Annotated in this window: 23 protein-coding genes and 1 rRNA gene; 9 read left to right on the top strand and 15 right to left on the bottom strand. The window is 69.4% G+C overall.

Annotation, left to right across the window (positions count from 1 at the left end):
* Positions 1–101: 101 nt before the first annotated feature.
* Positions 102–218: ribosomal RNA gene (rrf, locus tag ACFOWZ_RS37625) — 5S ribosomal RNA — on the top strand.
* A gap of 171 nt (positions 219–389) precedes the next feature.
* Positions 390–554 carry a hypothetical protein gene (locus ACFOWZ_RS37620; protein ID WP_156094242.1) on the top strand — a complete coding sequence of 55 codons (165 nt, stop codon included), beginning with the start codon at positions 390–392 and terminating at the stop codon, positions 552–554.
* Between the two features lie 197 nt (positions 555–751).
* Here ACFOWZ_RS37620 and ACFOWZ_RS37615 read toward each other — a convergent pair whose 3' ends face one another.
* A complete protein-coding gene (locus ACFOWZ_RS37615) occupies positions 752–1,111 on the bottom strand; it encodes a nucleotide pyrophosphohydrolase (RefSeq protein WP_382378723.1) in 360 nt (119 codons plus the stop codon).
* Between the two features lie 88 nt (positions 1,112–1,199).
* Here ACFOWZ_RS37615 and ACFOWZ_RS37610 point away from each other — a divergent pair, with 88 nt between their 5' ends.
* Entirely contained in the window at positions 1,200–2,000 is an 801-nt protein-coding gene (locus tag ACFOWZ_RS37610; protein ID WP_382378722.1) for an SDR family NAD(P)-dependent oxidoreductase, read from the top strand.
* Here the strand turns inward: ACFOWZ_RS37610 and ACFOWZ_RS37605 are convergent.
* From ACFOWZ_RS37605 to ACFOWZ_RS37595, 3 genes are all read right to left on the bottom strand, one after another.
* Positions 1,973–2,890, bottom strand: coding sequence for a hypothetical protein (locus ACFOWZ_RS37605; protein WP_382378721.1), 918 nt, complete (start codon positions 2,888–2,890; stop codon positions 1,973–1,975). The two genes, ACFOWZ_RS37610 and ACFOWZ_RS37605, sit on opposite strands and share 28 nt — an antisense overlap.
* Before the next feature lie 120 nt (positions 2,891–3,010).
* Positions 3,011–3,949, bottom strand: coding sequence for a helix-turn-helix domain-containing protein (locus ACFOWZ_RS37600; RefSeq protein ID WP_382378720.1), 939 nt, complete (start codon positions 3,947–3,949; stop codon positions 3,011–3,013).
* 423 nt (positions 3,950–4,372) lie between these two features.
* On the bottom strand, positions 4,373–5,005 hold the full coding sequence (locus tag ACFOWZ_RS37595) for a hypothetical protein (protein WP_382378719.1): 633 nt from the start codon (positions 5,003–5,005) through the stop codon (positions 4,373–4,375).
* Positions 5,006–5,041: 36 nt separating this feature from the next.
* Between ACFOWZ_RS37595 and ACFOWZ_RS37590 the strand changes: the two genes are divergently transcribed.
* Entirely contained in the window at positions 5,042–5,515 is a 474-nt protein-coding gene (locus ACFOWZ_RS37590) for a very short patch repair endonuclease (protein ID WP_382378718.1), read from the top strand.
* Here the strand turns inward: ACFOWZ_RS37590 and ACFOWZ_RS37585 are convergent.
* The 6 genes from ACFOWZ_RS37585 to ACFOWZ_RS37560 form a co-directional block, all read right to left on the bottom strand.
* Positions 5,496–8,126, bottom strand: coding sequence for an ATP-binding protein (locus tag ACFOWZ_RS37585; RefSeq protein WP_382378716.1), 2,631 nt, complete (start codon positions 8,124–8,126; stop codon positions 5,496–5,498). The genes ACFOWZ_RS37590 and ACFOWZ_RS37585 overlap by 20 nt on opposite strands.
* Positions 8,123–8,962 carry a metallophosphoesterase family protein gene (locus ACFOWZ_RS37580; protein ID WP_382378715.1) on the bottom strand — a complete coding sequence of 280 codons (840 nt, stop codon included), beginning with the start codon at positions 8,960–8,962 and terminating at the stop codon, positions 8,123–8,125. Before ACFOWZ_RS37580 ends, ACFOWZ_RS37585 begins: the two co-directional genes overlap by 4 nt.
* Before the next feature lie 8 nt (positions 8,963–8,970).
* Positions 8,971–9,357 carry a hypothetical protein gene (locus tag ACFOWZ_RS37575; RefSeq protein WP_382378714.1) on the bottom strand — a complete coding sequence of 129 codons (387 nt, stop codon included), beginning with the start codon at positions 9,355–9,357 and terminating at the stop codon, positions 8,971–8,973.
* Positions 9,354–11,711, bottom strand: coding sequence for an AAA family ATPase (locus ACFOWZ_RS37570; protein ID WP_382378713.1), 2,358 nt, complete (start codon positions 11,709–11,711; stop codon positions 9,354–9,356). Before ACFOWZ_RS37570 ends, ACFOWZ_RS37575 begins: the two co-directional genes overlap by 4 nt.
* Before the next feature lie 167 nt (positions 11,712–11,878).
* The gene (locus tag ACFOWZ_RS37565) at positions 11,879–12,247 is read right to left on the bottom strand and encodes a peptidase inhibitor family I36 protein (RefSeq protein ID WP_382378712.1); all 369 of its coding nucleotides are present in this window, start codon (positions 12,245–12,247) and stop codon (positions 11,879–11,881) included.
* A gap of 41 nt (positions 12,248–12,288) precedes the next feature.
* Complete coding sequence (locus ACFOWZ_RS37560) at positions 12,289–13,098, bottom strand: DUF72 domain-containing protein (RefSeq protein WP_382378711.1); 810 nt, start codon at positions 13,096–13,098, stop codon at positions 12,289–12,291.
* A gap of 17 nt (positions 13,099–13,115) precedes the next feature.
* On the opposite strand from ACFOWZ_RS37560, the gene ACFOWZ_RS37555 reads away from it, so the two are divergent.
* Entirely contained in the window at positions 13,116–13,847 is a 732-nt protein-coding gene (locus ACFOWZ_RS37555; protein WP_382378710.1) for an arylamine N-acetyltransferase family protein, read from the top strand.
* Here ACFOWZ_RS37555 and ACFOWZ_RS37550 read toward each other — a convergent pair.
* Positions 13,802–15,514 (bottom strand): glycoside hydrolase family 5 protein, encoded by a 1,713-nt coding sequence (locus ACFOWZ_RS37550; protein WP_382378708.1) that lies wholly within the window; start codon positions 15,512–15,514, stop codon positions 13,802–13,804. The genes ACFOWZ_RS37555 and ACFOWZ_RS37550 overlap by 46 nt on opposite strands.
* Positions 15,511–16,230, bottom strand: a complete 720-nt coding sequence (locus tag ACFOWZ_RS37545) for a DUF72 domain-containing protein (RefSeq protein WP_382378707.1) — start codon at positions 16,228–16,230, stop codon at positions 15,511–15,513. Before ACFOWZ_RS37545 ends, ACFOWZ_RS37550 begins: the two co-directional genes overlap by 4 nt.
* Before the next feature lie 73 nt (positions 16,231–16,303).
* Between ACFOWZ_RS37545 and ACFOWZ_RS37540 the strand changes: the two genes are divergently transcribed.
* From ACFOWZ_RS37540 to ACFOWZ_RS37525, 4 genes are all read left to right on the top strand, one after another.
* A complete protein-coding gene (locus ACFOWZ_RS37540; RefSeq protein ID WP_382378706.1) occupies positions 16,304–16,591 on the top strand; it encodes a type II toxin-antitoxin system Phd/YefM family antitoxin in 288 nt (95 codons plus the stop codon).
* Positions 16,579–16,989, top strand: a complete 411-nt coding sequence (locus tag ACFOWZ_RS37535) for a type II toxin-antitoxin system VapC family toxin (RefSeq protein ID WP_030471870.1) — start codon at positions 16,579–16,581, stop codon at positions 16,987–16,989. The genes ACFOWZ_RS37540 and ACFOWZ_RS37535 overlap by 13 nt, the downstream gene beginning before the upstream one ends.
* A 91-nt stretch (positions 16,990–17,080) precedes the next feature.
* The gene (locus tag ACFOWZ_RS37530; protein ID WP_382378705.1) at positions 17,081–17,305 is read left to right on the top strand and encodes a hypothetical protein; all 225 of its coding nucleotides are present in this window, start codon (positions 17,081–17,083) and stop codon (positions 17,303–17,305) included.
* Positions 17,302–17,622, top strand: a complete 321-nt coding sequence (locus ACFOWZ_RS37525; protein ID WP_382378704.1) for a hypothetical protein — start codon at positions 17,302–17,304, stop codon at positions 17,620–17,622. Before ACFOWZ_RS37530 ends, ACFOWZ_RS37525 begins: the two co-directional genes overlap by 4 nt.
* Before the next feature lie 9 nt (positions 17,623–17,631).
* Here the strand turns inward: ACFOWZ_RS37525 and ACFOWZ_RS37520 are convergent, their stop codons facing one another.
* The 3 genes from ACFOWZ_RS37520 to ACFOWZ_RS37510 form a co-directional block, all read right to left on the bottom strand.
* Positions 17,632–17,787: a hypothetical protein gene (locus ACFOWZ_RS37520; protein WP_382378703.1), complete on the bottom strand. Its 156-nt coding sequence runs from the start codon at positions 17,785–17,787 to the stop codon at positions 17,632–17,634.
* 152 nt (positions 17,788–17,939) lie between these two features.
* Complete coding sequence (locus ACFOWZ_RS37515) at positions 17,940–21,914, bottom strand: nSTAND1 domain-containing NTPase (protein WP_382378702.1); 3,975 nt, start codon at positions 21,912–21,914, stop codon at positions 17,940–17,942.
* Entirely contained in the window at positions 21,890–22,213 is a 324-nt protein-coding gene (locus ACFOWZ_RS37510; RefSeq protein ID WP_382378701.1) for a CU044_2847 family protein, read from the bottom strand. Before ACFOWZ_RS37510 ends, ACFOWZ_RS37515 begins: the two co-directional genes overlap by 25 nt.
* Positions 22,214–22,336 lie beyond the last annotated feature (123 nt).

Raw genomic sequence — 22,336 nt, 5'->3', positions numbered from 1 at the left:
GGACTTGTTACAAAGACGCTACGCATCCACTGTGCGGTTCTGGAAGAACAACCAGAACCGATCGCGGCCCCGCGGGGTTGCTGGTTGTAATTTCATAGTGTTTCGGTGGTTATAGCGTTGGGGAAACACCCGGTCCCATTCCGAACCCGGTAGTTAAGCCCTTCTGCGCCGATGGTACTGCACTGGTTACGGTGTGGGAGAGTAGGTCGCCGCCGAACTTAATTTGCCCTGCGGGTCGAGCGCCACAAGCGCTCCCCGCAGGGCTTTTTTGTGTTCTGGCCCGTCCACGCGAGGGGCCGTGTCCGCTTGAGCCGCCGACCGGGTGATGAGGCGCAGGCGAGCGGGTGATGCAGGTCAAGCGCAGGTTGTTCCTCCCTACCGTGATCGTCATGAACGAGCAGTGGGCAGGGGAGGCACCTTTGCGGTGGCGAGCGCGCAGGAGGCGGGGCAGGCACGCCCGCGAGCCCGCGCCGTCCTCGCAGTCGCTCCTGCCCGCGGTGCTCGGCGTCGTGCTGCTGGTGTGCCTGATCCTTCTCCTGCTCACGTACCTCTAGCGGGACCGCAGCGCGTCGAGCGCGACGGCTCGGCCGATCACGGGCCGGCGGTCGGCGCCAGGACCCTGGACCGGGACCCAGGTGGTGGTCGCGAATCCAGGTCATCCTGTCGACGCTGAACACGGAAGCGCCGTTCTCCGCCGGCGAAGTCGCAGTGACGTGCCTGGGGAACGGCGCTTCACCGACGATCGGGTCCGCTACAGCTCGCGCTTCTCGACCGGGACCGGTGTCAGGCTTCCGGTGGGGAACCGCCGCTCATTGCGTTCGATCTTCGCGAACGCGGCCTCGACGAGGTCGACACCGAGCTTGTCCGCCAGCCGGGTGAGGTAGTGCATCACGTCGGCGAGCTCGTCCCGCACGTTCCAGGCGAGATCGGGGTCCTGCATCGCGTTCGCCGCCTCCTCGGGCGTCAGCCACTGGAAGAGGTCGGTGAGCTCGCCGACCTCCGCGGACAACGCCATCACCAGGTTCTTGGGCGTGTGGTAGCTGTCCCAGTCGCGGGCAGCGGCGAACGCCCGCAAGGCGTCCCTCAGGTCCACGAGATCACGCTGACTCATGCTCCACTAAGTACCACGTGGACGAACGAGCAAGGATGACGGCCGATCAAGCATGGATCGTCCGCGTCAATGTTGATTGGCTCTGGTCATGTCAACATTGAGCGCAATCAAGTCGTCCACCGTCCTCGTGCTCGGCGCCACCGGCAAGACCGGTCGTCGCGTCACCGAACTCCTCGGTCCTGCCGCCCGCCCGGCGTCGAGGTCGTCGGCCACGAAGTTCGACTGGTCTCTCCCAGGCACCTGGGAACCCGCCGTTGCCGGCACCACCGCTGCCTACGTCGTGCCGCCGGAGAATCCTGCAGCGCTTGCCGACTTCGTGCCGGTGGCCGTGAAGGCCGGCGTCACCCGGTTCGTCCTGCTGTCCATGCGGGGTGCGCCGGAGGACGACCCGTTCGAGGCGGCCATCAAGAACTCCGGTGCCGAGTGGACGATTCTGCGTCCCACCTGGTTCATGCAGAACTTCGACGAGGACATGTTCGCCGAGCCCGTGCGGCACGGCGAGCTCGCTGTGCCCGCGGGGCAGGGCGTCCACCCGTTCATCGACGTCCGCGACATCGCCGAGGTCGCCGTTGCGGCGCTCACGCAGCCCGGTCACGCGGGAGAGACCTACGACCTGAGCGGGCCCGAGTCGTTGTCGTTCGCCGAGATGCTGGCGCGGATCGTGGCGGTGACCGGCAGCCCCGTCCTCTACACGGACGTCGCCCCTGACGACTTCGCAGCCACGCTGCGCGCGCTCGGATACCCGGACGAGATCGCCGAGCTGGTCACGATGCTGCTGGTGCGCATCCGGAGGGGAGCCGAGGCACACCTGTCCGATGGCGTGCAACGGGCCCTCGGCCGTGAGCCGCGAACGTTTGCGGACTACCTGGGCAGCAGCAGCTTCGCGTGAAGGCCGCGCGTGCCCTCGTTGACGATGACCGCTTCGCAGAGCGCGCGCCCCGTGCGGGCGCGCCACTCCTGCGCCACGTCGCAGTAGCGCAGACCCATCGCGTAGGAGAGCTGGCCGATGCATTCGCCTTCGAGCAGCACCTCAAGTGTGTGTTCGCCCGTGTGCGAGCCCTTGGCGATGCGGCAGTCGCGGAGCTCGGCGATAACGTGCACCGGCGTGTGCCCGTTGACCACGCGGTGCAGCACGTGCTGATGCGCTTCCTCGCCCGTGACGGTGACCTGGTGTTCGGCGGGCATGGTCGGTGCCGTGCCGAGGGCCTCGTGGTCGAGCAGCAACAGCCGCGGGGCACCGAGCTGCAGGTGCACGCCGTAGTGACGCTGACCCCCGCCCATGATGCGGGCGGGGCACGAGCCGACCTCGCCGCGTTCGGCCAGTTCGAGCAGAAGCGGCTGGTAGTCGGCCGCCTGATCGGTGCGCAGGTACCCGGCCGTGACCGCGCAACCGTCGCCGCGCAGCAGATCGACCCGCACCGCCTGGCGGTCGTGCCCGTCGGAAGGTTCCGGCACCAGCACGGCGGTCGCGGGGATGGGCTCGTCCGACGAGTGCGCCGTCGCGTGCTTCGCCACCTCGGCGATGGCGTCCTGGTAGTACGACTCGCCGACGATCGCGACGCGGCCCGCCGTGGACAGGCGCCGGATCCGGGAGCGCGTACGCGACGGCAGGGACTGTTCGGCCGGTTTCTTCTTGCTGCCGATGAACATCAACGCGAACAACGCGAGCCCGATGACGAAGCCCAGCGGGCCGAAAGCAACGGTCAGAACCAGCGCGAGCACGGCAACGGAGATCAGAACTGCGGCGGGCGATGGCTCTGTGCGTTGCTGCATCGTCATGGGCGCGTCCTCACGACTCGGCTTCCCGTCACTCTCAGTGTCGGGGATGCCGAGCGATGCGTTTCACAAATCGCTCGTTTGGCCTAATACAACGGCTCGAAAATTGCAGCCTGTGACCGGTCAGTGAACGAGAGTGAGGCGCGCACGCCCTCGGGGCCCGCGTTCTCCGCCGCCGGGCAGCGCGGTCAGCACCAATCCGAACACCAGACCGTTGAGCTCTTCCAGTCCGAGGTTGAGCTCCTTGGCGACGTGCAGCGGCGTCGTGCCGTTCTCGCGAAGAACCTTGAACACCTTGGTGAGGAGCTTCGACGTCTCCCGCCGCGCCATGCCACCCTGCGCCAGGCTGTGCACGTTCGCCCGCGTGCTGAACCGCTCCCTGGTCACGTGCCAGTGCCGGTGGTCCGTACCGGCCAGAAGCCGCTGGGGCATCAGGAACTCGGCGGCGAACTCGGCGGCTTCGTCGTGCCCGAGAAGGACCGCCAGCTGCACCGCCGCGTCGAACCTGGCCTGCTCCGGCGTGACCGTCGGGTCGAGAAACACGTACGGCGTCCCGAAGTGCCAGCAGGAGAACGCCTCCTGCCCAGCGCAGTCGACCGGCAACGAGAACACCCGAACGCCGTGCGACTCGAGCAACTGCACCATGTTCGGCGCCGGCCCGGCAGCAAGCCGCCACGCATCGCGAGTGCGCCCCGGCGACGTCCTGGGCGGCGGCAGATCCGGCTGCGGCAACACGAACAGCCGCTCCAGCCACCCGTTGAACTCGATCGCCAACTGCGCCGCCGCCGTGGCCTGGGCGTCGACCGGCGCGTTCTGCGGCCGCGGCGGCTCCGGCGCACTCAGGAACGCGGCTGGAAACCCGAGCGCCCCGGCCAGCGACTCGACGGTGGCAGCCTTGGGCCTGCGCACGCCGCGCTCGTACTCACCGATGGCCCGCGCCTGCACGCCGGCCTTGCGCGCGAGCTCGGCCGCGGTGAGTCCGCGCCGGGTGCGGGCGAGCGTGAGTCGCGAGGGCGTGAGCATGATCCGGTCATTGTCACCGGTGGCGCGGCGAGCTGCCACGCGGGTCCCGGTAGGCAGGACGGCAGCTGCTCAGCGCGCCGCGACTGTCCGGTTTGGGCTCGGCCGGTGGTGTTTGAGCGGGCGGGCTGTGGGCGGCGCGGTAGTGGTTGCGTGGTGTTGTTCAGCGCGTGCGTCTGTTCGGTGTGGGCTCGAGCCGGTGGCGTTGAAGCGACTCGGCATTGGGCCGCGAGCGTGGTTGCTGGGCTGGGCGGTGCGGCGCCGCCACCCGACGAAGCTCCGGGCCGGTGCCGTCGGGCGGTCCGGCGTCGCGGAACGCGGGCGTGGTTGCTTGCTCAGCGCGTTGCGGCCTGCCCGCGTAGCGCCGAGCCGGTGACGCCGAGCCACGACCCGACTCTGCGCAGCGCGTACGTGGGCGCGTGGCTGCTCGGGCTGGCGTAGGCGGAGGTCGCGTTCGGCGTCGCCTCAACGACGTAGCGCGATCGGGAAGTCCACCTCCTCCGGACCGTCCACATTGGGCGCCTTGAGCACCGGGAACTCCATCGGCGGCAACGGAATCCGGTGCGCCCACCGCTCGATGACCTGGTTCTGGGGCGTGGGCTCCGGCTGCGACACCTCCCGCAGCACCACGAGCCTGTCCTCCAGTTGCAACGGGTACGTCACCAGGAACCACAACTTCAGTCCTTCGCTGCGCGCGTTCTCGAACAGCGCGAACTGGTCGTGGTCGTTGTCTCGCATCATCGCCGCGATGGCGGGCCCCTTCGCGTAGTCGCTGCGCAACGGCGCGTCCGGCGAGCCCGTGCCGCGGTTGCCCTGCAGGGTGCCCAGCAGGATCGGGCGGGACGGGTGCCGGATCAGGCTCGCGTTCCAGTGGTCCAGGCGCTGCCAGCCTTCGCTCGCGAGGAGCTCGCGGAGGGTGCCCACCCGGTGGATCCAGTCGAGCAGGCCGGGCGCGTTGGTGGGCCCGAACGGCGGCGAGGCGGCGCGCGCGTCGATGCCGGCGGCGATCGCCCGGTCCAGGACCGCGAGGCGCAGGCCCAGGTCGGCGAGCTTCTCGTCGGTGGTGGGGGTGCGCTTGCGGAAGGCGGCGTTGGTCATGGGGCGACGGTAGCGACGGGGTCTGACAATTCCGGGATGCTGCAGGTCGTGTACCGCTACGTCGACCCGGGGCCCGCACCCGGTGCCAGCTCCGCGGCGACCTCGGGGGTGATGCGCAGGACCCGCCAGGTCGGCACCGCGCCGGAGCTGGCGGTTCGCCGGGCGCTGCACCGCAGGGGGCTGCGCTACCTCGTGAACGTCGCACCGCCCGGCACCAACCGGCGCAGGCGAGCCGACGTCGTGTTCCGCGGTCCGCGCATCGCGCTGTTCGTCGACGGCTGCTTCTGGCACTCGTGCCCCGAGCACGGTCAGCTGCCGAAGGCGAACCGCGAGTGGTGGCGGGTGAAGCTGCACGGCGTGGTCGTCCGCGACCACGACACGGACGCGCAGCTCACGGCCGCCGGATGGCTCGTCGTGCGTGTGTGGGAGCACGACGACCCGGACGAAGTCGCCGTCCGGGTCGCCGCGCTGGTGACCTCTCGAAGACCGGTCAGGCCGCCACCGGCGTGAGCTGGTGCAGCACGTCCCGCTCACCCAGCCGCTCCCGCGCCCACTCCAGCACCGCGGTCTCCTGCGCGAACAGCACGATCTGCCGGTCCTCCGACAACCTCAGCAGCAGGTCCAGCACCGCTCGGGTGCGGGCGTCGTCGGCCTGCACCGTGACGTCGTCGAGCAGCAGCGGGCACGGCTCGGTGGCGAGGTGTTGGGCGAGGGCCACGCGTAGCAGCAGGTAGATCTGTTCGGCGGTGCCCAGAGACAGACGTGAAGCCTGGTGCCACGTCTCGGAGGAGGAGCACACCCGCACGGTCAGGGACTGCGGGTCTACGGCGGCGTCCACGTAACGGCCGTCGGTCACCAACGGGAGCCATGTGCGGAGGGTGGTTTCCAGGGCCGGGGCGATGGTGCTGTGCACCTTCTCGCGGGCGGCCGTCAGGTAGCGGGAGGCCAGGTCGATGGCTTCCACCTCCGCCGTCACCTCGGTCAGGACGGCGGCGGCTGCCTGCACGGCCTCCTCCGCGTCCGGGACGCTGGGGAGTTTGCGGGCCAGTTCTGCGACTGTGGCGGCCAGGGCGTCGGCTGCTGGGGCCAGGGTCGGGTCCACCGGGTCGCAGGCGGCGTAGCGGGCGGCGGTTTCGATCAGCGCGGCGTGCTCGGTCTGGGCGGCGGAGAGGGTTGTCTCCAGGTCGTTCACAGTGCCCTCTGCCAACAGGTTCTGGAGCTCGGCCCACGCGTTGCGCTCCTCTTCCGCCTCGCGGAGCATCCGGTCCCAGCCTCGTTGCCACTCGGCGATCGCGCGGAGCAGGTCCTCCGGGCGCTCGCCGGTGCCGCCGATGGCCGTCACGGCGTGGCGCAGCAGGGCCAGGGCCCTGGTGTGGGCGACCGTGGCCTCGGCGACGGTGGACTCCGCCAGGCGACGGTCTTCGAGTGCCTGGGCGAGAAGGGGGCGCTGGGCCGCCATCAACGCCTGGCGGGCGCGGACCTTGCAGTCGGTCTCGTAGTCCACCAGCAGGTCCGGCACGGACATGCCTGCCTCGACCTTGCCGCGGGCGGCCAGTTCCACGCGGACGGCCTTCTCGGTGCGTGCCACTTCGGACACCAGGTCGGCGTGCTCCGCCTCCCAGGCGGCGCGGTTCGCGAGGCGCCACAACGTCTCGCGGTCGGCGGGGATGCCCAGGGCGGCGCACTGGGCGGCGGCTTCGTCGTGCACGCGCACGGCTTCCGACGCCACCGCGCGCTGGCCTTCCGCTTCGGCGAGTGCCCGGTCCGCGGCGAACAGCACGGCTCGTGCGTCGGTGGCGGCTGCGGCACGCTCGGCGGCGAAGGCGACCGCGGCGTTGCGCTGAGCCGCGTTGCCTCGGGACAGAACTCCGCCGACACCGGCCACGAGAGCGGCCACCAGCACGCCGACGGCGGGAAGTTGCTGGCCCACCACGAACAGCAGCAGTCCCACGACGCTGGTCAGGCAGCTCAGTGCCAGCAAAGCGTTGCGCAGGAACGGGTTCGGCACGGCGATCTCGTGCACGCGCGCCGCCGCCACGTCGGCCTCGACCTGGGACCGCGCTGCGTGCGCGGCGGCCTCGTCCTGGATCTGACGGGCGGTGTCCACCTCGATCGACGCGGTGGTCAGCCGGCCACCGGCGGCCGGGTCGAGGCGCGTGGCCAGGCCGCGCAGCACCGACGGTTCGGCGGTGGTCGGGGGTGAGGGCCTGCGCTCGTTGTGGGCCGCCGCGACGGCGGCTGCGGTTTCGTAAGCCGTTGCCACGACTCGGAGTTCGTCGTCCACCGCGGTCTCACCGACGGGGAACTCCGGCAGGGCTTCGAGCTCGCCTTCGAGGGTCGCCGCCGACGGACCGGTCAGCACGCGCGGGGTCGGGGCGGCACGCCACGCGGCCAGCGCGCGGTTCACCACGTGCGTGAGCTCCTCCTGCGCGGCGAGACCGGAGGGTGGTGAGTCGCCGAAACGCTTCTGCAACTCGGTCAGCCGGGCGACGCGTGCGGACAACGCTTCCATCGACGCGGCGTGCTCCTGGACGGCCAGGCGGGCGCGCGCTGCGGCGGCGAGCCTCGCCCGCGCGCTCAGCTCCAGGTACCGGACGTGCTCGCGCCGAGCCACGCCCAGGTCCGTTTCCGCCTCGCGCAAGCGGTTCCGCGCCTCCCGCAACGCGTCCACGGGAGCGTTCAACCGTTTCAACGCCTGCTCCACCGTGCCGTCCGTACCCGCCGTGGCGGCGGCACGGCGCAGGTGTTCCTGCAGACCGTCCGCGGCGTCGAGCACCGTGAGCAGCTGCGCCTGGTCCACGCAGGCGGTGGCGGCGAACGACGTGCGGTCGAGGCCCACCCTGCGCGCGACGTCCGGCGCCGAGTCGTCGTTCAGATCCCGGTCCACCGCAACGACTTCGCCGGACGCCAGCGACACCATCGCCGTCACGCGCCACGACTCGCCCTGCCACGGACGGTGCCGCGCCGACGGTTCGCCGCACAGCGCGGCCCGGATGGCGGCGTGCCAGGACGACTTCGCGGACTCGTTCACGCCCGACACCACGGTCAGACCGGGCGCCAGCGGCAACGTCCGGTCGTGCAGCGGACCGAACGCGTGCGCGGTCACCGACTCGATCTTCATCGTTCCTCCAGCGCGCGCAGGCCGGTTGCGAGCACGCGGCCGCGCAACGCCGTGTCCAGGGACGGGTCCGCGAGCACGTCGCGCACGAACTGGCCGCGCACGGTCCGTTCCGCGGCGACGGAGTCGAAGTCCAGCGACGGGAACGCTTCGGCTCGCTCGGCCAGCAGCCCCAGCGACCGCGACGCCGACACGTCGAACACCTCGCGCGACACCGTGCCGTCGTCGTGCACCGTGCACAGCACCGCCCCGCGTTCCCCGGTCTCGCCCGGCGTCAGCGGGTCCGGGTTGCCGGGGAACGTGTAGCGGACGGCGTGTTCCGGCGTGTGCACGTGGCCCAGGAACGCGTGGTCCAGCCCGGTGATCTCGACGTCCTCCGGCGCGCAACCGTGGCCCAGGGCCAGGTTCACCCCGCCGCGGTTCACCGCGAAGCCGTCCAGGAAGTCACGCGCAGGGCCGGGGCCGACGTGCGCGGCTCCCCACAGCGTGATGCCGTCGGCGAGCTCCACGGGCGTCAACGACTCCGAGGAGAACACGTGCACGTTCGGTGACCAGTCCACCTGCTGGTAGACCGACTGCGGTCCGTACCAGTCGTCGTTGCCGGGCGCCAGGAACACCGGCACCGAGCAGTCGAACGACGACTGCAGGAACGAGGCGGTGTGAGGGGAGCAGCGCTCGTGCTCGTACAGGTCGCCGGCGCAGAGCACCGCGTCGGCCTGGGATTCCTCCGCGAGGTCCACGATGCGGCCCAGCGTGTCGCGCAACGCTTGGCGCCGCAGGGGACCCTCATTGGGAAAGCGCGTGTCCAGGTGCAGGTCCGCGAACAGCAGCAGTTTCACCAGTGCCTTCAGGTGATCTCGATGGTGCCGGACAGGGTCAGGGTCGGTTGGAGAGCCGCGACGACCGCTGCCGTGTCGGAGTGCCAGCCGCTCAGCTCCGCGACGGTCGGGGTCAGCTCGTAACCGTGGTGCCGGATCGCGCGGCTCAGCGCGTGCCACAGCTGGGACGCGTCGTGCGCCACGTCGGCGTCCACATGAGACGCGAGGTTGATCAGCAGTGCGTGTACGGGCTGGTCCGTGTTCTCGGCGCCACAAGCGCGGGCCACCGAGCGCTCCACGGCCGTGCGCAACAGCTCGGCACAGCACCGGATCCGGACGCCGTCGAGCTGGTCCGGGCGCGCCAGCAGGTTCGCGACGCAGGTCAGCCGGTCCTGCACGTCAGAGGGAACGTTCATCGCTGCAACCACCCCGCCAGCAACTCGGTGTCGCGGATCAGCACGTCGAGATCTCCGCTGTCACCACCGACCCGGCACGCCTGCAGCAGGTCGACCGCCCACGAACCGACGACGTCCTCCAGGTGCGGCAACAGCTTCGCGGGCTCCGCGAGGTCGTCGAGCACGGCCAGCGCGATCTTCTGCCTGGTCGTCAACGCGCACTCCAGCACCCGCTCCACCTCGGCGTGTGGCATCCCGCGGCCGAGCCGTTCACGGCGGAACCGGGCGTGCGACGCCGCTTCCAGGGCCGCCCGGCAGCACGACGCCACCAGCTCGGCCCGCAAGGCGTCCGGCAGGTCCTCGTCGACCCGCATCGCGCGAGCGTCGTTCAGGCAGCGGCCGACCGGGTCGTCGGACATCCGCACCTGCACGACGGACTCCTCGCCGCGGCAGACCTCCCACACCGTCGCCGCGAGCCGCAACCGCCGCAGCGCCTCCACCAGCCGTTCGTCGTGCGTGAAGACCACGACCTGGCGGGTGAGCCCGACGTCGGCGAGCACCTGCGCGAGTCCATCCACTTTGGACGGATCCATCGCCTGGACCGGGTCGTCGATCACGACGAACCGGAACGGGCTCTCGTCCACCATGGCTCGCGGCAGGAACAACGCGAGCCCCAGCGAGTGCAGCTCGCCCTGGCTCATCACCGCGAGCGCCGAGTTCGAGACGCCGTCGACCGACACGTCCAGCTCGACGTTGCGGGTGCCGCCGAGCCGCACCGCGCCCAGGTCGACGTTGCTCTGCTGCCGCAACCGCTGCCAGATCCGCTGCGACTCCTTGGCGAACGGCGCGATGCGCTCGGACCGCAGCGTGGCCGCGGTCTTGCGGATCCAGTTCTCCGCCTCGGTCACGTCGGCGAGCACCTCGGCGTCCGCAAGCGCTTGCTGCGCCTGGGAATGCCACTCGAACAACGCGATCGCCATCGGCCGCCACACCAGGTCGCGCCGGTCGATCTGCTCGCGCGCCACGGACTTCAGCTGTTCGATGACCGCTACCAGTTCGGCATAGCGGTCGAAGAGCTCACGCCGCAGCCGCACGGGGTCGTCGAGCGCGACGCAGTCCTCCCACGCCTGCCACGCCTGCAGCGCGGTCGTCGTGTCGAGCATGTTCTGCGCCTCCAGCAGCACGTCCGGCGCCGGCTGGCACAACGCCCGCGCGGCCGCCACGGCCACGTCCAGCCGGTCCGCGGCCTCGTGCAGCTCCGCGGCGGCCTTCGCGAGGTGCTCGGCGCGCTCCTTGGCCTTGTGCAGCCACAGCCCGTCGAGCCGGCCGAGGTCGCACACCGGGCACGACTGGTTGCCGCCGGACTCCTGCAGCTGGATCGCGAGCCTCAGGATCTCGCTGCACCTGAGCGAGTCCTGCGCGTTGTCCGTTGCAACGACAGTTACAGCCCCTAACGCCAGATCGAGGGTCTCGCGGCACCGGTCGATCTCGTCGTCCGGTGGCAGCGCCAGGTCCACGATCTGGTGCAGCAGGTTCGTTCCGCTGCCGACGTCCGCGCCGAGTGCGAGGTCCGCGATCGCGTCGAGGTCGGGGGAGTCGCTGCCGAGCAGCTCCGCGGCGCGGCGGGCGCGTTCGTCCTGCGACGCCGCCAGCTCCGCGCGCACGCGTTCACGTCGGTCGTAGGGACGGGCAACGATCTCCGCGAGGCGCTTGCGGTGTTCGGCGAGAGACTGTTGAGCTTCCGTTATAGCCTCTAACCCCAGCAAACGGTGTAGCGCTTCGTAGAGGTCCTCAGGCTGCGCGTCGAGGACGGTCCCCAGTTCGCTGTAGGGCAGAAACGGCCGGTAGGTCTCCAACGCGTCGTGCCACCTGCGGTCGTCGAACGGCTCGCCGTCCTGCGTCCACTCGCCCTGCGCCAGGTCCTCGTCGGGCGTCCAGCGTCTTCGGATCGTCGTGCGGTCCGGCAGCGCAGCCTGGACGAGCTCCAGCTCGACGGCGGTGTCGCTCTGGTGCAGGTTGCGCCACCCCTGCCGCCACACGTCGTGCCGTGCGCGGGTCCAGCGGGCGTTGTAACCGGTCAGCGCCAGTTCGGCGGCCTCGGCGAAGCTCGACTTGCCCGAACCGTTGCGCCCGGTGACGACGGTCAGGCCAGGACCCGGCGCCAGCGGCAGGCGCGCCTGGGGACCGATGCCCCGGAAGCCGCGCACGCGGATCTCCGACACGAAGATGCCCTGGCCAGGGCCGTCCGTCCGCTCTCGCGGCACGGCGGTGTCCTGGGCGGGCACGCCGGCGAGCGCGCGCTCCAGCGCCGCTTCGCCTCGGCACGCCGCCAGCACCAGCTCCGCCGCACGTGGGGTGAGATCGTCTTTGGCCAATCGCCCGGCCATAAGTTCGAGTAACCCGGCTTCACCCGCCACGGTCACATTTCCTCCAGCTGCCACCACTCGATAGGGCGGCAACCTAGGCACCAAATGAGACCTACTGGTGAGTACTCACACGATCGGGTGGTGTTACATAGGGTGACTAAAGTAGTCCACCCTCGTTATGGCCCCCACACTTCCAGCGCCCTGATGACGAAGTACGCGTCGGGTACGTACGTGCCGTGTCTGGGGTAGGTGGTGAACTCGGCCTCCGTCGAGCAGTTCTCGCGTTGGTAGACACTCGCGTCCCTGCTCAGGCGGTTGACGAACGACCTCCCGACGAGGGTGAGCGTGATGCACTCGGCGGGGTTCGCGGACTCCAGGTCGAGCCGCTGCACGGCCCCCGTGTAGTCCGGCCCGGCCCACACGCAGAACTCGCCCTTGTCGCAGGTCTTGTCACCCAGAGTTGACTTTTGGGCTACGGCGATCCCACTGGAGGCAACCGCTCCCGCAGTGATCACCAACGCGGCGATGAGGCTCTTCGTCGACATGGGCGCACCTCCGTCAGAGAACGAGTGTGCGTCCGTTTGGATCAATCGGCGAGACGATCTTGGAGCGCCATGGCGTCACGTGGCGCGTACGCCTTCGCGTCGTTGTCGAAGTACACGTACACGTCACCCTGCTTCGCCCAGCCGCGCACCTTCTCCGCCCACGTGTCGAGACCCTCGTCGGTGTAGCCGCTGACGTAGAGCTCGTCGTGGCCGTGCAGCCGGACGTAGACGAAGTCGCTGGTGACCTCCTCGATCAACGGGTACTTGCCTGCGGCGTCCGCGACCACGAGCGCGATGTCGTGCCGTGTCAGCAGGTCGACGAACTCCGGCGTCCTGTAGCTGTCGTGGCGGACTTCCAGGGCGTAGCGCATCGGCCGTTCGGCGTCCGTGGTGGTGTGGGCCGGATCCACGCGGTGGTCGTGGCGTTCGGCGACCTTCGCGGCCTCGGTGGTGGTGCGGGGGAGGCTTTCGAAGAAGCGGGTGAGCAGGTCCGCGTCGAACTGGAGCGTGGGCGGGAGCTGCCAGAGGATCGGGCCGAGCTTCGGGCCGAGGGCGAGCACTCCGGACGCGAGGTAGTTCGCGAGGAGCTCGTGGCCGTCCTTGAGGCGCTTCATGTGTGTGATGAAACGACTTCCCTTGACGGAGAACACGAAGTCGTCCGGCGTCTCGGCGGCCCACTTCTGGTAGCTCGACGGGCGTTGCAGCGAGTAGAAGGAGCCGTTGATCTCGACCGAGCCGAGCTGCTCGCTCAGGTAGGCCAGCTCGCGCTTCTGCGTGACGCCCTTGGGGTAGAACTTGCCGCGCCAGGGCGGGTAGACCCATCCCGAAGTGCCGATCCTGACCTCGCCCATGTGGTTATCGTGGCACGGTGGACGCATACCTACAGCGCATCGGCGCCTCTCGCTCGTCGTCGTTGGCGGAGCTGCACGAACGGCACCTGTTGAGCGTCCCGTTCGAGAACCTCTACACCCACATGGACATCCGGATCGTGCTGGAGGTCCCGTGGCTGTACGACAAGATCGTGGTGCAGCGCCGTGGCGGGTTCTGCTACGAGCTCAACGGGTTGTTCGCGGAGCTGTTGCGGGACTTGGGTCACTCCGTCGAGCTGCTGGCCGCGCGGGTGCACAACGGGGAGCGGTTCGGGCCGCCGTTCGATCACATGGTGTTGCTGGTGGACGGTTCTTGGCTGGTCGACGTCGGGTTCGGAGCGTTCTCGCTGCACCCGTTGGCGTGGTCGTCGCGGGAGGACCAGAAGGACCCGTTCGGAGTTTTCCGGCTGGTCGACCACGGCGACGACGTCGACGTGCTGATGGACGGCGCGCCCGCGTACCGGCTGGAGCGGCGGCCGCGTGAGCTCGCCGAGTTCGTGCCGGCCTGCTGGTGGCAGCAGACCGCGCCGGAGTCGGGTTTCCGCAAGGCGCCGCGGGCGTCACTGGCCAGGCTCGACGGGCGGATCACCGTGACGGACGAGAAGGTCGTGATCACGAAGGACGGCCACAAGACCTCGACTCCAGTCGAGGATCCCGCGGCCGCCTTCCTGGAGCACTTCGGGCTTCACTTCCGGCAGAGCAACGCGTCCGGCGTCCTGCGCCAGTTGTAGGCGACACCGGCGATGTGCTCGTCCTGTGCGCACTGGCCCTTGTAGTGCCCGTTCGCCCAGTCACCGCCCTGGTCCGGCCGGTTGTCGCCGCGGTCGAACCACAGGACACGCGTGGTCGTCCCGGTGGCGACCGGCGCGCAGACCAGCGTGAAGTTCGCGTAGCCGACGGCCGCGTTGCCTTGCGGGCACTGGAGTTTCGTGTAGCCGACGGCCCAGTCGGTGGTGACGTGCTGCTCGTTGGTGACCCTGGTGGTGTTGCTCCACTGTGGACCGCTGACGCACACGCCGCGGTTGCCCGTGTGGCTGATCCCGACGAGCTTCTCGTTCTGCGGGCACGATTCCTTGAGCAACATGTTCCACCGGGTCTCGCGCGGGATCTGCCCGGTGCGGCCCGGTGCGCTGATCAGCCGGTTCCACGCCGGTGCGCGCCAGTCGTCGCCGTCGTGGACGCTGATGCGGTTGCCGTTCGCGTCCCAGCGCAGCAGGGCCCAGCTGTTGCCGGTCCTGTTGGTGTGGAAGCCGACCAGCGGCCAGTACGCGAAGTCGGTGTCCTTGGCGATCAGCTGGTCGACGAAGCGTTCGAACCAGTCACGTGCCTTCTGGTTCGACTCGTCGATGCCGCCGACGCCGAACTCGCTGATCCACAACGGCGCGGTGAAGTGCTTCTGCGCCTCGGTGATGTAGAACGCCTGGCGCTGCAGGACGTCCGTCAGCTCCTGGGGTGACAGGTCCTGGTAGCGCGGGTCGGTCGTCTCGCCGATCCCCGTCGCGCCGCTGTGGTTCGGTCCGGTGTAGCCGTAGAAGTGGGCCGAGTACACGAGCTTGCCGGGGTTCGCGAGCGTGTGGCTGAGGAACCGCACCGGTTCCAGCGTCGGGCGTCCGTGCGCGAAGCCGTCGACCGGGATGCCCGTCCAGTTGATGCCCTCGACGATGACCAGCAGGTCCGGTGCTGTCTGCTGGATGCGGTCTGCAGCCTGCTGGGACGCCTTGTGCCAGTCGTGGTCGTTGCCCCAGCCCCAGTTCGGGTCGTCCCAGACGTTGCGGCGCACCTCGTTGTAGAGGTCGGCGCCGACGACGCGTTTGTCGTCCTTGTAGCGGTTCGCCATGAACGCCCAGTCGTTGATCCACTGGTCGGTGCTCTGGCTGGTGTTCCACCGCTCGTTGCCGTCCACGCCGCAGCACCAGCGGGAGGTGGTGGTGTGGTTGTTGAGGATGACGGCGAGGTCGTTGCGCGTCAGTTCCGCGACGACCGCGTCGTAGATCTCGAGCGGCCGCTTGCCGTTGAGCTGCGCGTCCTTCAGGCCGTGGACGGGATTGGTGTCCTTGATCATCTGGTTGGAGAACGGCAGCCTGACGCTGTTGACGCCGATCTCCTTGAAGCCGCTGATGATCTGCTGCATCGACGCGCGGTCGAGACCCAGTGGGACCTGGTCGGCCTTCTCGCCGGCGTGGTGGTTGGCGGGGTCGTTGATGTCGCCGGAACCGTTCCAGGTGCCGCTCGCACCGTGCCAGTTGCCGGACTTCAGCTTGAAGCGGTCGCCGTGGGCGTCGACGATCCACCGTCCGCGCGTGCTCAGCGGACCGGTCCAGGACGCCGGTTCCGCCTGCGCGGGAGCTACGAGACTCGCGGCCAGGAGCAGGGTGGCCGAGACGCGAGTGATATTCACGTACGTGAAGCTAGCGGTTGGTCTAGACATTGCGCCAGAGCTTCGGCGTTGCGAGGCGCGGCGCCTTCCATGGTGTTGTCGAAGTAGACGTAGGTGTCGCGGTCCCAGTCGCGGATCTTCCGCGCCCACTCGTCGAGCTGCTCGTCGTCGTAGGAGCTGATGTACAACTCGTCGTGGCCGTGCAGGCGGACATAGGCGAAGTCGGCGGTGACTGCCTCGATGCACGGAAACGTCGGTGCGTCCGACACGACGTGAGCGACGTTGTGCGCGCGCAGCACGTCGAAGTAGGCGTCGGTGCGGAACGACTCGTGGCGGGGTTCGAGAGCGTGCCTGCCCGGTGGAAGCATCGCGAGGAAATCCCGCAGGACCGCCTCGTCGAAGCGCAGGGTGGACGGCAGCTGCCAGAGGATCGGGCCCTGCTTGGTGCCGAGCGCGAGCGAGGACGTGAAGGTCTTCAGCGCGTCCTCGACGTGCCGCAGGCGCTTGTGGTGCGTGATCAGCCGTGAACCCTTGACGGCGAAGAGGAAGTCGTCGGGTGTCTGAGCGGCCCACTTCTGGTAGTTCGACGGCGGCTGGAGCCGGTAGAACGAGCCGTTGATCTCGATCGTCGCGACGTGCGCCGCGAGGTGGCTGAGCCAGAGCCGCTGGGGGACGCCGCGGTAGAAGCCGTCGCGCCACTCGGGGTAGCGCCAGCCCGACGTGCCGATCCTGATCATGTCGTCTGGGGTAGCCACATGCGCCCGTAGCTACTCTGTAGCACCTATCGGGGGGATGAGCTACAGTGGTGTCATGCAGCAGCTCAAAGCCATCGGGCAGCGTGAGCTCCGCAACGACAACGCGGAGATCATGCGGCGTGTCGAGGCGGGTGAGAGCTTCGTGGTCACCCGCAACAACAAGCCGGTCGCCCAGCTCTCGCCATATCGGGAGGACCCCGTGTCCCGTCCGCCGCTCGGTGACATCCAGGTGCTGTTCGGCACGCTGCCGCCCGTCGACGCCGACCGCTGGGAGGCGGACCGGAAGGCGGCCGACGAGGTCTTCGGTGCGGACGACCCGCTGGAAGACCCGTGGCAGGAGTGAACCGCTGCCTGCTCGACACCTGTGTGGTGATCAGGCTCGAGCGGGCTGACCTGGGCGAGTACCTGAACGCCCAGCCGTTCCTCAGCGCGGTCACGATCGCCGAGCTCGCGTTCGGGCTCGACACGGAGGACCCGGTCGAACGCTTCGCCCGCACGGAGCGGTACTACGCGGCGCTGCAGACGTTCGAGGTGCTGCCGTTCGGCGTGGAGGAGGCCAAGGTCTACGGGCAGATGGCCTCGCTGGTGCGCCGGGCGGGCCGGTCGCCACGGCCGCGGCGCATGGACCTGCAGATCGCGGCCACGGCGGCGGTCGCGGGCCTGCCGGTGCTGACGATGAACGTCAAGGACTTCAAGGACGTCCAACGGCTCGTGGAGGTCGTGCCGATCCGGCAGGTCTGACCGGCCCGGAGATTCGAATGACGGACTTCGGCGTGAACGCGCTGGACAAGCTGGCGGCACCGCGGCCACGTCCCGCATCGCCGCGGTCACGATGCGGATCGTCGAGATCATTCACGCGGCGGGGAAGAGGACCAGCGATCTCGGCCTGGGCCTCGCGCCGCTCGAGAGCCTGGTCGAAGGGACGTGGCGAGCGGCGCAGGTACGGGTTCAGCGGGCCGTCGACGTCGACGAGGATCGCGGGGCGCACCACCATGACCTGATCGAAACATCCGGACTGCTAATGATCCCGCGATTTTCGCCGATACGGGACACATGACTCTCACGGAGATCGCGGCCTGGTGCACCGCAGACCAGGTGCGGGCCGCTCTCGAACGTCAGCTCGAAGGCGCGCTGGTGGAGGTTCCCGACGACGACGACTCGCCGCGCCGGGCGTTCAGCGAGGCCCTGCGCCGGTCGTTGATGCTGCGCCAGAAGCACCCGTTCGACGTCGTCGCGATCGGACTGCCGGACCTGCTGCGCTACCGGGACCTGGTGGCCGGGTCCGAGGTGACGTTGCGGGCGACGAACATCGACGCCTACTTCATCCGCCAGGACGGCAGCGTGGAGCAGTACCAGCCCGAAATCGAGGAGTGACGCGGGACGTCAGAAGGACTCGCTGTCGGTGCGAATCTGCAGCGTGACGGTGGTGTTCGCCGTGCCGTTGTTCGTGGCGCACGCGTTGTAGTAGCCCGGACCCGGGAACGTGCCGTTGGACGTCCGCAGCTCGGCGGACCAGTAGCGCACGAGGCCCTGACGCACCACTGCTGGCCGGGCGCCAGCGTCCTGGTGGCGACGGTGAGCTTGGTGATCATCGAGTGCTCCTCCTGCGGTGGTTGTGCGATGTGCAGAAGGTAGGAGCGCGAAATGGTCAGTCGGCAGACGTCGGTACCGTGCCGACAGCCGTTACCGGTCTAACGGCAGGGCGGTCCGTCGGTCTCGGCGCCGGCGGTGCGTTCGAGCACCTTGCGTTCGATGGCGGTGTAGTCGCGATCGTTGATCGCGCACAGCGTGCTCATCCAGCGGTCGCGCGCCAGATCGACCTCGATCAGGCCGTCGTTGGAAACACCACGCAGCACCGAACCGTCCAGCAGCCATTGCGCGGTGTAGCCAGGTGGGTCGACCCGCAGGACGTCGCGACCGGTCGCCCTGTCCCAGAACGTCAGCTCCGACCCCGTTGTCGGAGTCGCGATGATCAGGCCGTCGTCGGTCCACCCGATGAGGTCCATCTCAGCCGTCAGCGGTTCGGGGCTGCTCTGCAGGCTGCCGTCGTCGGGGTTCCACAGCCACAACTCGTTCGAGCTCAGCTGCACCGCGATGTTGCCGTGGCTGTCCGCCGTCGCGCTGCGCAGCTTGACCCCGGCCCGCTCGAACCTGCGCGACATCCGGCCCTGCTGGATGTCGAAGAGCCCTACTCCTTCCTGGAAGCTCACGAAGAACTCGCCGGGATGCCCCTTTCTCGGGATGGCCTCCGAGGCGGTGCCGGCCTTGCGAAGCCCGGTCGGATCGTCGCGCGCCAACGGCATCACGTCGCCGATCCGCTCACCGGTGTCGAGTCGCCACCGGGTGAACGCGCCCGCGTGCATGACGACGACCTCGTCGTTCGACGGCAACACAGTGGTTTTCCAGCCGGCTACCGCTTTCGGCGGCCCGATGCCGGGCGGGAGAGGCGGTGTGATGGTGCGCTCGACCTGCAGGCCGGGCACCGAGAGCACGAGCACCTCGCCGTCGGCGGCCCCGAGCAGACGCCGTCCGTCCGGGGTGAACGCGAGGCTCTTGAGGTCAGTGTCGAGAAGACCGATGCGTCGCTGTGAGGGCAACTCCCACAGTGCGACGGTCTTGCTCTCCAACCGGCTGGCTGCGAGCAATCGGCCGTCGTCGGTCATCGCCACGTTGCCGGAGGTGATCGTCTCGGCGAACGCAGTGGCATCATCTTTGCGCTGAAACGGCTTCGACCGCCTCACGATCGTGCCGCTCACGATGGTCAGCCACACGTCGTCGCCGGCGCGAGTCATGATCGCTGCACCGTCCGGCTCGGACGCGACGTCGTTGGTGTACGGGTATTGCTGTTGAAAAACCTCACCGGTGGCGACGTCGACAGCGGTGACCAGCTGGAAGAGATCGTCACCGCTTCCGTTGCCCAGTAACACGAAACGGCCGGTGTCGTCGTAGCTGGCGCCCAGGCTGCCACACCCCGGCAAGGCACCGGAGAACCGTTGCGCACTGGCCACGGCGTCGGTGATGGTCAGCTTCTTTTCGGTGCTGCAGTCCGAGACAACGCCGAGCGGGCTGACGCTTCCGCCGGGCAGCTCCCGCAGGACAGCTCCGGAGACGATGTCGCGCTCCCTCAGGTGACCTCCGCTCTTGTCATGTTCGGAGAGCCACACAACCTTGTCGTCGACTCGTTTGACCTCGATTTCCCTGGCAGGCGCGATGCCCGTCGGCACCCGACGGCCCGAACGCGTGTCGTAGGCCTCGACGACACTCGGCAGGCCGCTGCCGAGTCCTTCATGATCGGGATCTGTCGCCATGACGAACATGCCGCCGTCGCGGGACAACCTGGCGGAGAGTCCGGTGGCAGGGGTGGCGTCCGACTTCGGTTCGGGCTCACGCAGGCGCTTCGGGCCGGAGCGGTCAGCGACACGCCACACGTCGACACTCGTGCGTTCGCCGACGACCACCAGCGTGGTGCCGTCGTCGCTGAGGAACAGGCCGCGCAGTTTCTCCGACGTCGTGACCTGCCACGAGTCCTTCGGTGGTCCGTCGTGGGGAAGTCCCCACCAGACCGAGACGCGACCCGAGGTGTCGGCGATGGCGACGACGTTGCCGTCCCCGCTGCTGCTGGCCTTCCTCACCGGGTTTTCGGTCCAGAGCACCCGAATCGACTCCTGCCGGCCCATCCGCGCGACCTGCTGGAGCATGGTGCCCCACGTCTGGCGGTTGCCGGGGTCGTGCCGCCACGCCGCCTGGGCGAACTGCACGGCTGACGCGGAGCTGAGACCCGTGCGCTGAGCGGACTCCGCGGCCAGCAGTGGTGCCGCCTGGCGGTACAGGTTGTCCGCGAGCTGGTCGCTGCGGTGGATGGACACCGCGGCCAGCCCGCTCGCGACCACGGCGAGCACGGTGATGGACGCGATGGCGAACCGGCGCCGGCGTCGGCGCCCGTCCGCTGCCGCACGGCTGGTCGTGATGTAGCGGTGCTCCTCTGTGGACAGTTCCTCTGGTCGTCGGGCTGCTTGGGTTTCCGCGTCGTCGAGCGGGCCGCCGCTGAGCAGCGTCCCCCGATCCTCGGGTTTGCCGCGCCACACCTCGAGGTTCGCGCGCATCCGGTCGCGCCACGCGAGGAAGTCGCGATCGGCCACCAGCCACTCGTTCAGCGCGGGCCACTCGTGCACCAGTGCCTCGTGCGCCAGCGACACCACGTTGCGGTCGATGACGACGAGCCGATGGGTGCTGAGCTCGGCCGCCATCGCCCGCAGCTCCGGGTCGAGGTCGGCGAGCCTGGCAGGAGCCAGGGTGAACGACGAGTCGGTCGGCCGCACCAGCCGGACGAGCAGCCTGCGCGCGAGTGCCTGGTCGGACAAGCGGTGCTGGTAGACACTCGTCGCGTACTCGGCCAGCGCACCGGCCACTCCGCCGATCGCCTCGTAGTCGCGGTACGTGAGCTCCTTGTCCCACAGGCGGGTCAGCGCGAACTGCAGCAACGGCAGCTGGCCAGGCGCGTCGAGCGCGTCGCTGACGATGCGGTCGGCGAGACCTTCCTCGAACCGGCGCGGCCGGGCCGGCTCGAGGATCGTGGCGAGCAGGTCGTCCGGCCCCATCGGCAGCACCTGAACGCCACCGGAGTCGAGCATCTCGGCGTCGGGCGCGGTGAAGATCTCGTCGACGGCCGACGTGCGCACCGTGAGCACGACCTGACGGGCGGGTGGCCGGCCCGGCACCTCCGGCACCTCGGCGACCCAGTTCTTGAGGCGCTCGAACAACTTCCGCGCACGCAGGGGCTCGATCTCCTCGAACTGGTCGACGAACAGCACACCTTCGCCGTCCGCGGGCAGCTCGACGTCGTCGGGCACGACGCGGGGCAGTTCGGTGAGAGTGCGACCCTCTGCGCGCAGCTTCGGCCAGAGCGCCGCCCGGACCAGTGACGACTTGCCGCAGCCCGATCTCCCCGTCACCACCACGATCCGCCGGTGCGCCATCAACTCCCGCAGCCGCGCGGTTTCCCGCGCCCGGCCGTGGAAGAGCTCCGCGTCCTGCTCGCGAAACGGTTCCAGCCCGCGGTACGGGCACGGCCTGCTGCGCAGCACGTCGGCGGGCAACGCGGTGCGCAACGGCACCATGTAGGTCCGGGAGCCTTGTTTGGCGACGACGACGCCGACGACGCCGCCGGCTTCGGCGCTCCACACCGCACCACCGGAGAACCCGGCCTCGACGCCGCTGATCTCCATCTGCACCCAGCCGGTGGCCTGACGGCCGCGCAGCCGCCCGTCGAGCCAGTCACCCGCCTCGAAACCACGCGGGAACCCCAGCACCCGCACGGGCTCGTCCCACCCGCCACCGTCCGGCGCCAGCCGCGCCGGCTCAGCGTCCGCGGGCAGGGTCGTCAGCCTCAGCAGCGCGACATCGCCCGAGTTGTCGCCCTCGATCGGCACCCACCCGACCACCTGCGCGGTCGTGGAAACCCCGTCCACCAAGGGAAAGTCGACGGTCACCAGGCCGTCGGGAGGCTGGGAGCTCGTCGGGTCCGAGCCGAGCGCGTTCGCGACCACGTGCGCACACGTGCAGACGAGGTCCTCGGCGACCAGGAACCCGGTACCCACCGTGCCGCGCGGACCGCGGATCCGGACCGCGGCCCGTTCGAAGCTCAGCTCTGAGGGGTGGCGTTCCACTCGACGCTCACCTCGAAGTTCGCCTCACTCGCGGCGTGGGCGATGACCACACCGGCGGCCGCCGTGAGCTTCACCCCGAACTTGAGCGTGATCTTGTCGGGGGCGAGCTCCCGCATCTGCCGCACCACCGCCTGCACCGCCGGTTTGGTGCGGCGCAACGCGTCCTGCAACGTCTCCGTCGCGTCGTGCACGGCCGTGGAGGTTCTGCCGACCCGCTCCAGCTCCGCGCTCTCGGCGTCGTCGACCTCGACCAGGACCACCTCGCCGTCGTCCAGCGGCAGTTCGACCACGTGCGGCACAGGCCACCTCCGGCGTTCGGTTGGTTGCAAACGGTAACCAGCGCCTCGCCGCACCGAAGTCGAACAGATCAGGTTCACCCGAACGCGCCAACGCCCGGCTCCCACGTGGGGAACCGGGCGTTG

Source organism: Lentzea rhizosphaerae, from assembly GCF_042649515.1.
GTDB lineage: Bacteria > Actinomycetota > Actinomycetes > Mycobacteriales > Pseudonocardiaceae > Lentzea > Lentzea aerocolonigenes.
Note: the sequence above shows the minus strand (reverse complement) of the source record. Positions and strands in the feature narration are given on the sequence as shown.

Bases quoted from the DNA above. Each gene is read 5' to 3' on its own strand.
- ACFOWZ_RS37620 (WP_156094242.1), top strand. From the start codon at position 390: ATGAACGAGCAGTGGGCAGGGGAGGCACCTTTGCGGTGGCGAGCGCGC.
- ACFOWZ_RS37615 (WP_382378723.1), bottom strand. From the start codon at position 1,111: ATGAGTCAGCGTGATCTCGTGGACCTGAGGGACGCCTTGCGGGCGTTC.
- ACFOWZ_RS37610 (WP_382378722.1), top strand. From the start codon at position 1,200: ATGTCAACATTGAGCGCAATCAAGTCGTCCACCGTCCTCGTGCTCGGC.
- ACFOWZ_RS37605 (WP_382378721.1), bottom strand. From the start codon at position 2,890: ATGACGATGCAGCAACGCACAGAGCCATCGCCCGCCGCAGTTCTGATC.
- ACFOWZ_RS37595 (WP_382378719.1), bottom strand. From the start codon at position 5,005: ATGACCAACGCCGCCTTCCGCAAGCGCACCCCCACCACCGACGAGAAG.
- ACFOWZ_RS37590 (WP_382378718.1), top strand. From the start codon at position 5,042: ATGCTGCAGGTCGTGTACCGCTACGTCGACCCGGGGCCCGCACCCGGT.
- ACFOWZ_RS37585 (WP_382378716.1), bottom strand. From the start codon at position 8,126: ATGAAGATCGAGTCGGTGACCGCGCACGCGTTCGGTCCGCTGCACGAC.
- ACFOWZ_RS37575 (WP_382378714.1), bottom strand. From the start codon at position 9,357: ATGAACGTTCCCTCTGACGTGCAGGACCGGCTGACCTGCGTCGCGAAC.
- ACFOWZ_RS37565 (WP_382378712.1), bottom strand. From the start codon at position 12,247: ATGTCGACGAAGAGCCTCATCGCCGCGTTGGTGATCACTGCGGGAGCG.
- ACFOWZ_RS37560 (WP_382378711.1), bottom strand. From the start codon at position 13,098: ATGGGCGAGGTCAGGATCGGCACTTCGGGATGGGTCTACCCGCCCTGG.
- ACFOWZ_RS37545 (WP_382378707.1), bottom strand. From the start codon at position 16,230: ATGATCAGGATCGGCACGTCGGGCTGGCGCTACCCCGAGTGGCGCGAC.
- ACFOWZ_RS37540 (WP_382378706.1), top strand. From the start codon at position 16,304: ATGCAGCAGCTCAAAGCCATCGGGCAGCGTGAGCTCCGCAACGACAAC.
- ACFOWZ_RS37530 (WP_382378705.1), top strand. From the start codon at position 17,081: ATGCGGATCGTCGAGATCATTCACGCGGCGGGGAAGAGGACCAGCGAT.
- ACFOWZ_RS37525 (WP_382378704.1), top strand. From the start codon at position 17,302: ATGACTCTCACGGAGATCGCGGCCTGGTGCACCGCAGACCAGGTGCGG.